This window comes from Halogeometricum sp. CBA1124, assembly GCF_009741955.1.
Lineage (GTDB): Archaea > Halobacteriota > Halobacteria > Halobacteriales > Haloferacaceae > Halogeometricum > Halogeometricum rufum.
Map to the genome: position 1 here is coordinate 1 of NZ_WPCD01000178.1, position 7,520 is coordinate 7,520.

Below are 7,520 nucleotides of genomic sequence, written 5' to 3' on the forward strand. Positions count from 1 at the left end.
GGCGGCGACGACGGCGGAGTCGACGCCGCCGGAGAACGCGACGAGCACCCCGTCCCGCTCTCCGAGCGACGCGCGCGCCGCCGCGGCCTTCTCGGTGAGCGTCGGGTCGGTGTCGGCCGGCGTGTCCGCGTCGGGCATGGTTCCCGTTTCCCGCGGAGCGGCAAAAGCGCGTTGTCCCCGGCCCGGCCGCCGGGTTCGCCCGCACCGCCGCGCCGTCCCGCGTCGGTGCGCCTCCCGCCGTGCCGGCGCTCGGCCCGCGGCCCCGAGACGCCCCACGACCACGAGACGCGCCGTGGCCACAAGACACAGGAACGTCACGGCCGGACCTCGACGGGAGAGGTCCGACGCTCGGCCGCACCCCGCCAGCACGGGCGTCCCGCCGTTCGGCACGCGCCGAGCGCCGTGTCTCCCCGCCGAACGGGGTTCGCGTCCGTGCTGACGGCGGCCCGCGTCGTGACACACGCACCATGACCCGAAGACAGCAGCCGACCGGACCGGACGAATCGCACGACGCGCCCGAGGGACTCGCCGGCGACCCCACCGCGGCCGGCACCGCCGCGCGCGAGGTGAACCGCGGTGACGGACGCCGACGACTGGGACGAGACGCCGGGGTCGGCGCTCGACCCGTTCCCGAGCGTCCGCGGCACGAGTCGGTTGCTCGGCGTGAACACCGAGGGCCAACCCGTCTACTACGACGAGGAGGCGCACGCCCGACGCGACGCGCCCGCGGACGCCGACGCCGAGGACTGGCGCGACGACCGACCGCTGGACGAGGACGCGACGGTCGGTGACCTCCTCGACGACGTCGAGGAGTCCGTCGGGTGGGACGAACTCACGGACTACGCGAGGGACCACCTCCCCGGGATGGACGCCGACGACGGCGACGACGGGACGGGAGGTGACCGCACGTGAGCGAGGACGGTCTGCAGAAACTCGGCGTCGACGCCCGAGGGGACGCCCGTCTACTACGACGCAGAACGGCACAGTCGTGTCGACGGCCACGCCGAGTCCGAGAGCGTCGCCCGCGAGGACGGGGTCTCGCTGGAGCAGTCCACCTCGGTCGGCCAACTGATTCGAGAGATAGAGGACGACGTCGGCTGGGACGAACTCTCCGACTACGCGCGGGACCACGCCCCCGAGGAGGGTCTCGACACCGAGGCCGACATCGGACGGAAGGGGTCGCCCGACGAGGACGGCGGCGCCGACTGACGCACCCGCCGCCAGCGTCAAAGCCGTCGCGGCCGAACTGGGGAGCGATGCCGACGGACCCTTCCATCGAGTCGGACGCGAGGCGGCGGAGATAGAGAACCACGACGCCACCGTCGTCGACGTGACGACGATGGACGAGGACCGCACGGACGAGATAGAGGCGGCGGTCGACACCCACCGCGAGGCGATACGCGAGCGACTCGACATCGAGGAGACGCTCGGTCCTCTCGGCGAGAGCGGCGACGCGTGGGACCGCGTGACCGCCGAACTGTCGGCACAGGGCGAGGAGGAACTCAGCGGGAAGCTGGAGGCGCTGAAGAAACGGCTGGAGCGGCCGTACCCGTCGCTCGTGAGCATCAGATTCGAGATCGGGTCGGCGGCCGACGACCCCGACGACACCTCTTTCGAGTTCGTCCCCGGCCAGTACGTGCGAATCAGCTATCAGGACGAGGAACCGCGCGTCTACTCCATCGCCAGTTCCCCCAACCGCGACGGCGTCGAACTCTGCATCCGGCGGGTGCCGGGCGGCGAACTCACGCCGGACCTGTGCGAACGGGTCCAACCGGGCGACGACCTGTTCGTCCGCGGCCCGTACGGCGACGAACTCATGCTCTCGGAACCGTCCGACCGCGACCTGGTGTTCGTGGCGACGGGCACCGGCGTCGCGCCGTTCAAGAGCATGATAGACTACGTCTTCGAGGAGGGGATGGACGAGTGCGACGGCGAGCGCCGGGACGTCTGGCTGTTTCTGGGCTCCTCGTGGGAGGACCACCTCCCTACCGGGAGGCGTTCCGCGCCCGCGACGACGAACGCGACAACTTCCACTTCGTCCCCACCCTGAGCCGCGAGAACTACCTCACCGACTGGACCGGCGAGACCGACTACGTGCAGTTCTGTCTCCTCAAGTACCTCGACAGCGAGGCGACGGACCTCGACGCCCTCCCCGACGAGTTCGCCGACTACGTGGACGAAGCCCCCGTGGGCGACGTCGACGCCCGCATCGACCCCGACGCGATGGAGGTGTACGTCTGCGGCATCGGCGCGATGTGCGACCGGGTGACGAACGTCGTCGAGTCCGTCGGCGTCCGCGAGGAGTACCTCGACGTGGAGAGCTACGGCTAACCGCCCGACCCGTAACGTTTTGTCGGGGCGGGCGATACTCCACGCCGAATGGAGTTCGAGGCTATCCCGGGCGTCGGGGAGAAGACGGCCGAAGCGCTGTCCCAACTCGACGACGCCGAACGGGCGTTGGCCGACGGGGACGTGGCCGCTCTCGCCCGCGCCCCGGGCCTCACGGAGGGGCGCGCGGCCGCCATCGCGCGCGGGGCCATCCGCCGCAGGCACGACGACGACGGCGACTTCCTCGCCACGGACCGCGCCCGCGAGGTGTACCGCGACGTGCTCTCGTTGCTCCGCGAGCGAACCGTCACCGCCTACGCCGAGAAGCGACTGGAGACGTTCTACCCCACGGCCTCGGCGTCGCGCATCGAGGAGGTGCGCGCGTTCGCGGAGGCGGCCGTCGAACGCGACCCGGACCCGGCCGTCCTCGACGCACTCGACGGCGTGGCGTCGCTGGAACCCGCCGCGGGCATCCGCGTCCGCGAGCGCTGTCTCGCGACCGCCGACGCCGAACGCTACGCCGCCGCCAAGGAGGCGTTCCCCGAACTGTCGGTCGAAGTCGTCGAGGCGCCCGCGGCCTCTCGGAACTCGCTCGCTCGTACGCCACCGTCGTCGCCCTCGACGAGGCGTTCGCGGGCGTGGACGTGGAGGGCGACGTGCGCGTGCGCCCCGACGCCGCCGACCACCCCGACGAGATAGTGCCGGAGCGAGTGCTGGCGTTCTTCGCGCAGAACCGCGAGCGAATCCGCGCCGCCGCGGACGTGCACGAGGCCGCCGGACTGGACGCGCCGTGTGACCTCGACCACCTCCGCGACGCCCTCTCGCGACTGGACGACGACGGCACCATCGTCGGCGACGAGGAACTGGACCGCCTGACGAACGCCGTCGACGACGTCGACGCCGCCGTCTCGACGGCCGAATCCGTCGCCAACGACCACCTCCGCGACGCCATCCGCGAACGCGACGTGACCATCGAGGGGACGGACTTCCTCTCGCTGGTCGAACAGGGCGCCCGCGTGGACTCGCTGCTGTCGCGGGAACTCGAAGACCAGTACGCCGACGCCGTCGCCACCGCCCGAGAGCATCTGGTCGAGTCGCTGTCGCTCCGCCCCGAGGGGCGGACGTCGCCACGCGCGTCTTCTCGGACGACCCGTCGTTCCCCGTCGACTACGACGAGGAACTCCTCTCGCGCCTCCGCGCGGAACTGAAAGCCGGGCGCGACCGACGCGCCGTCCGCCTGAAGCGCGAACTGGCCGCGGACCTCTCTGCCCTCCGCGACCCGGTCGGCGAGATGGTCTCGGACGCCCTCGAACTGGACGTGGAACTTGCCGTCTCGCGGTTCGCCCGCGACTTCGACTGCTCGTTCCCGACGTTCGTCGCGGACGGCGGCGCGGCGACGACGGACGGCGGTGCGCGCGACGGCGATGGCGGTGCGCGCGGCGACGGCGCGGGCGGCGGGTTCGCCGTCGAAGCCGGCCGGTCCCCCCCTGCTCGACGTGCCGTTCGAGGCGGCCGACCCGGTGGACTACGCCGTCTCGGGCGCACCCTCCTCTCGGGCGCAACTCCGGCGGGAAGACGTCGACGCTCGACCTGGTGGCTCTCGTCGTCGTCCTCGCGCAGATGGGCCTGCCCGTCCCCGCAGACCGCGTCGAACTCGAACGCTTCTCGGAACTGCACTACTACGCGAAGTCGCAGGGGACGCTGGACGCGGGGGCGTTCGAGAGCACCCTGCGGGACTTCCGCGAACTCGTCGACGGCGAGTCGAACCGTCTGGTCCTCGTGGACGAACTGGAGAGCATCACCGAACCCGGCGCGTCGGCGAAGATAATCGCCGGCATCCTCGAAGCCCTCGACGACCAGTCGGCGACGGCGGTGTTCGTCTCCCACCTCGCCAGCGAGATACGCGAGGCGGCCGGGTTCGACGTCGCCGTCGACGGCATCGAGGCGGTCGGACTGGCCGACGGCGAACTCGTCGTGAACCGCTCGCCCGTCAAGGACCACCTCGCGCGTTCGACGCCGGAACTCATCGTGGAGAAACTCGCGGGCGAGGACGGGTCGGGGTTCTACGACCGACTGCTGGAGAAGTTCTGAGCGACCCGACGGGGATTTATCACGTTCTCGGTCGGAGCGACGGGTATGGTCCCCGACGCAGACGCCGTCGACGCGAACGCCACGTCAGACGACGCGAACACTGCTTCCGACGACGCGAACACTGCTTCCGACGACGCGAACGTCACTCCCGACAGCGCCGAACCGCCCGCGACCGACGCGACAGTCCTCCCGGACGGCGGCACCGCCGCGGGTGGAGACGACGCCGCCGGACCGACTCCCGAGGCGGACCCGACGTACGACGTGGTGTACCGGGCGACCCGCGACGCGATGTGGGACGTGGTGGGGACGGCGACGCTCATCCTCTTCTACCTCGCACTCGCGGCCGTCGGGTTCTCCGTCGCCGCGAGCGGACTGCTCGGCGGAATCGGACCGGCGACTATCGGTCTCGGTGCGGTCGGCTTGCTCGTCGGCCTGTTCAGCGCCTACCGGGTGTACGTCCTCGTGACCGAGTGAGGGGCCGTCGGACGACCCATCCGCGACCGCGCCTTCGACGAGTCGGATTTAGTGAACGTTTGGATACGGCGCTTGCAGGCGGTCTCCGGTCCACTTTCACTTTCACTCCGCCGCTGGGGAACGGTTAAGTAGACTGCTATTCGTAATCGAATCGATGAGGGACGACCCCGAGGAGGGGATGCTATCGTGGGACGAGACGGTGTTCCGCGACGAGCACGTCTTCGAGATAGACTACGTTCCGGAGACGTTCAACCACCGCGAGACGCAACTGCAGAGCCTCAAGTACGCTCTCAGACCCGCGGTCCGCGGCTCCCGGCCGCTCAACACCATCGTCCGCGGGCCGCCGGGGACGGGCAAGACGACGGCCGTCCAGAAACTGTACGGCGAACTCGGCGCGCAGTCGGGCGTCCGGACCGTCCGCGTCAACTGTCAGGTGGACTCGACGCGCTACGCCGTCTTCTCCCGCATCTTCGAGCACATCTTCGAGTACGAACCCCCCTCCTCGGGCATCTCGTTCAAGAAGCTGTTCGGCCAGATAACCGACCGCCTCGTCGAGGACGAGGAAGTCCTCGCCGTCGCCCTCGACGACGTGAACTACCTGTTCTACGAGAACGAGGCCTCCGACACCCTCTACTCGCTGCTCCGCGCCCACGAGACGCACTCGGGGGCGCGCATCGGCGTCATCATCGTCTCCTCGGACCTCGCCTTGGACGTCATCGAGGAACTCGACGGCCGCGTGCAGAGCGTCTTCCGCCCCGAGGAGGTGTACTTCCCCGTCTACGGCGTCGACGAGATAGTCAGCATCCTCCGCGGCCGCGCCGACCGAGGGTTCCACGACGGCGTCATCGGCGACCCGGAACTGGACCGGGTGGCCGAACTCACCGCCGAGAGCGGCGACCTGCGCGTCGGCATCGACCTGCTCCGCCGCGCCGGCCTCCACGCCGAGATGCGCGCCAGTCGGACGGTGACGCTCGACGACGTCGAGGCGGCGTACGACAAGTCGAAGTACGTCCACCTCTCGCGGTGTCTCCGCGGCCTCTCGGACTCAGAACGCGCACTGGTGCGCGTCATCGCCGAGTACGACGGCGAACAGGCCGGCACCGTCTACGAGGCGTTCCACGAGGAGACCGACCTCGGCTACACGCGCTACTCGGAGATAATCAACAAACTCGACCAACTCGGCATCATCGACACCGAGTACGCCGAGATAGAGGGTCGCGGTCGCTCCCGGTCGCTCTCCTTGGCCTACGAGGCCGACGCCGTGTTGGACCGCCTCTGAGTCGCCGCGTCGGTGCGGCTTCCGTCCGTCTCCACACCCCGAACCGACCCGAACGTACATTCGCGTTCCCCGCGAGACCCGTCCATGGCGAGCGAAGACACCGACCGAGTCGCAATCGTGACGGCGGCGGGACGCGGAATCGGGGCGGCGTGCGCGCGACGACTGGCCGCGGACGGCTACGTGCCGGTCCTCCTCTCGAAGTCGGGGGCGGCCGTCGACGTGGCCGAGGAACTCGGCGGGGTGGGCTTCGAGGGGTCCGTCACCGACCCCGAGGACCTCGCGGCACTCGTGACGGCGGCCACCGAGCGATACGGACGCGTCGACGCCGTGGTGAACAACACCGGCCACCCCGCGACGGGTGACCTCCTCGACGTCGACGACGAGGCGTGGCACGAGGGACTGGACCTCGTCCTGTTGAACGCCGTCCGAACGGCCCGCCTCGTCACGCCGGTGATGCGTGAGGGCGACGGCGGCGCGTTCGTGAACGTCTCGACGTTCTCGGCGTACGAACCGAGCGCCGAGTTCCCCGTCTCGTCGGTGCTCCGCGCCGGCCTCGGCGCGTTCACGAAACTGTACGCCGACCGCTACGCCGCGGACGGCATCCGGATGAACGCGGTCCTGCCGGGGTTCGTCGATAGCTACGACGTGGACGCGGAGACGCGGGACCGGATTCCGATGGGTCGCCCCGCGCGGACCGAGGAGATAGCAGACACCGTCGCGTACCTCCTCTCGCCCGCGGCGAGTTACGTCACCGGGCAGAACGTCCGCGTGGACGGGGGGCTGACCCGGAGCGTCTGAGTTCGAGACCGACTCGGCGGACGGGGTGACGCGGGCCGCCTACACGAACTCGATGGGTTGCGTGCCGTTGGTGACGTGCACCTCGAACGACATCGTCTCGACCGACTGCTCCGCGAGGTGCCAGTACGTGTCGGCCACGTCGTCGGGGTCCAGATACGCCGACTCGTCCTCGACGTCTCCCTCCGGCGGGCGGACGCTCCCGTCGATGACGACGTGCGCGACGTGGACGCCCTCGGGGCCGAGTTCGCGCGCCATCGACTGCGCCATCCCGCGCACGCCGAACTTCGCCGCCGAGAAGGCCAGAGACCCCTCGCGCCCGCGGACGGCGGAGGTGGCGCCGGTGAACAGGATGGTGCCGCCGTCGCCGTCGGTCATGTCGGCGGCGGCCTCCTGCGAGCAGACGAACCCGCCGCGGACGCCGACGGCCAACGCGTCGTCGAGTTCGGCCACGGAGAGGTCGCGCAGGCCCTTCCACGCCGCGCCACTCGCGTGGTTGACCAGCGTGTCGACGGGGCCGAGGGCGTCGCGAATCTCCGCGAACGCGTCGCGG

Annotated in this window: 7 protein-coding genes and 2 pseudogenes; 7 read left to right on the forward strand and 2 right to left on the reverse strand. The window is 70.3% G+C overall.

What is annotated here, in order from left to right:
* Positions 1-138 (reverse strand): annotated as a pseudogene (locus GJ632_RS16980) (alpha hydrolase); the annotation flags it as partial.
* A 438-nt stretch (positions 139-576) separates the two neighbouring features.
* Here GJ632_RS16980 and GJ632_RS16985 point away from each other — a divergent pair.
* The 7 genes and pseudogenes from GJ632_RS16985 (at position 577) to GJ632_RS17010 (ending at position 6,970) form a co-directional block, all read left to right on the forward strand.
* A complete protein-coding gene (locus tag GJ632_RS16985; RefSeq protein ID WP_191453571.1) occupies positions 577-912 on the forward strand; it encodes a hypothetical protein in 336 nt (111 codons plus the stop codon).
* 427 nt (positions 913-1,339) lie between these two features.
* Positions 1,340-2,050 carry a ferredoxin--NADP reductase gene (locus GJ632_RS16990; protein ID WP_197428059.1) on the forward strand — a complete coding sequence of 237 codons (711 nt, stop codon included), beginning with the start codon at positions 1,340-1,342 and terminating at the stop codon, positions 2,048-2,050.
* Positions 1,969-2,331, forward strand: a complete 363-nt coding sequence (locus tag GJ632_RS22375) for a hypothetical protein (protein ID WP_197428060.1) — start codon at positions 1,969-1,971, stop codon at positions 2,329-2,331. Before GJ632_RS16990 ends, GJ632_RS22375 begins: the two co-directional genes overlap by 82 nt.
* Positions 2,332-2,379: 48 nt before the next feature.
* Positions 2,380-4,419: pseudogene (locus tag GJ632_RS16995) on the forward strand (endonuclease MutS2).
* A 45-nt stretch (positions 4,420-4,464) separates the two neighbouring features.
* Positions 4,465-4,893 (forward strand): hypothetical protein, encoded by a 429-nt coding sequence (locus GJ632_RS17000; protein ID WP_191453572.1) that lies wholly within the window; start codon positions 4,465-4,467, stop codon positions 4,891-4,893.
* Positions 4,894-5,047: 154 nt separating this feature from the next.
* Positions 5,048-6,172, forward strand: a complete 1,125-nt coding sequence (locus GJ632_RS17005; RefSeq protein WP_089803998.1) for an ORC1-type DNA replication protein — start codon at positions 5,048-5,050, stop codon at positions 6,170-6,172.
* A gap of 84 nt (positions 6,173-6,256) precedes the next feature.
* Positions 6,257-6,970, forward strand: a complete 714-nt coding sequence (locus GJ632_RS17010) for an SDR family oxidoreductase (protein ID WP_089803999.1) — start codon at positions 6,257-6,259, stop codon at positions 6,968-6,970.
* Positions 6,971-7,009: 39 nt separating this feature from the next.
* Here the strand turns inward: GJ632_RS17010 and GJ632_RS17015 are convergent.
* On the reverse strand, positions 7,010-7,520 hold a 511-nt coding region (locus tag GJ632_RS17015; RefSeq protein WP_191453573.1), incomplete at its 5' end, for an SDR family NAD(P)-dependent oxidoreductase.

Bases quoted from the DNA above. Each gene is read 5' to 3' on its own strand.
- GJ632_RS16990 (WP_197428059.1), top strand. From the start codon at position 1,340: ATGGACGAGGACCGCACGGACGAGATAGAGGCGGCGGTCGACACCCAC.
- GJ632_RS17000 (WP_191453572.1), top strand. From the start codon at position 4,465: ATGGTCCCCGACGCAGACGCCGTCGACGCGAACGCCACGTCAGACGAC.
- GJ632_RS17005 (WP_089803998.1), top strand. From the start codon at position 5,048: ATGAGGGACGACCCCGAGGAGGGGATGCTATCGTGGGACGAGACGGTG.
- GJ632_RS17010 (WP_089803999.1), top strand. From the start codon at position 6,257: ATGGCGAGCGAAGACACCGACCGAGTCGCAATCGTGACGGCGGCGGGA.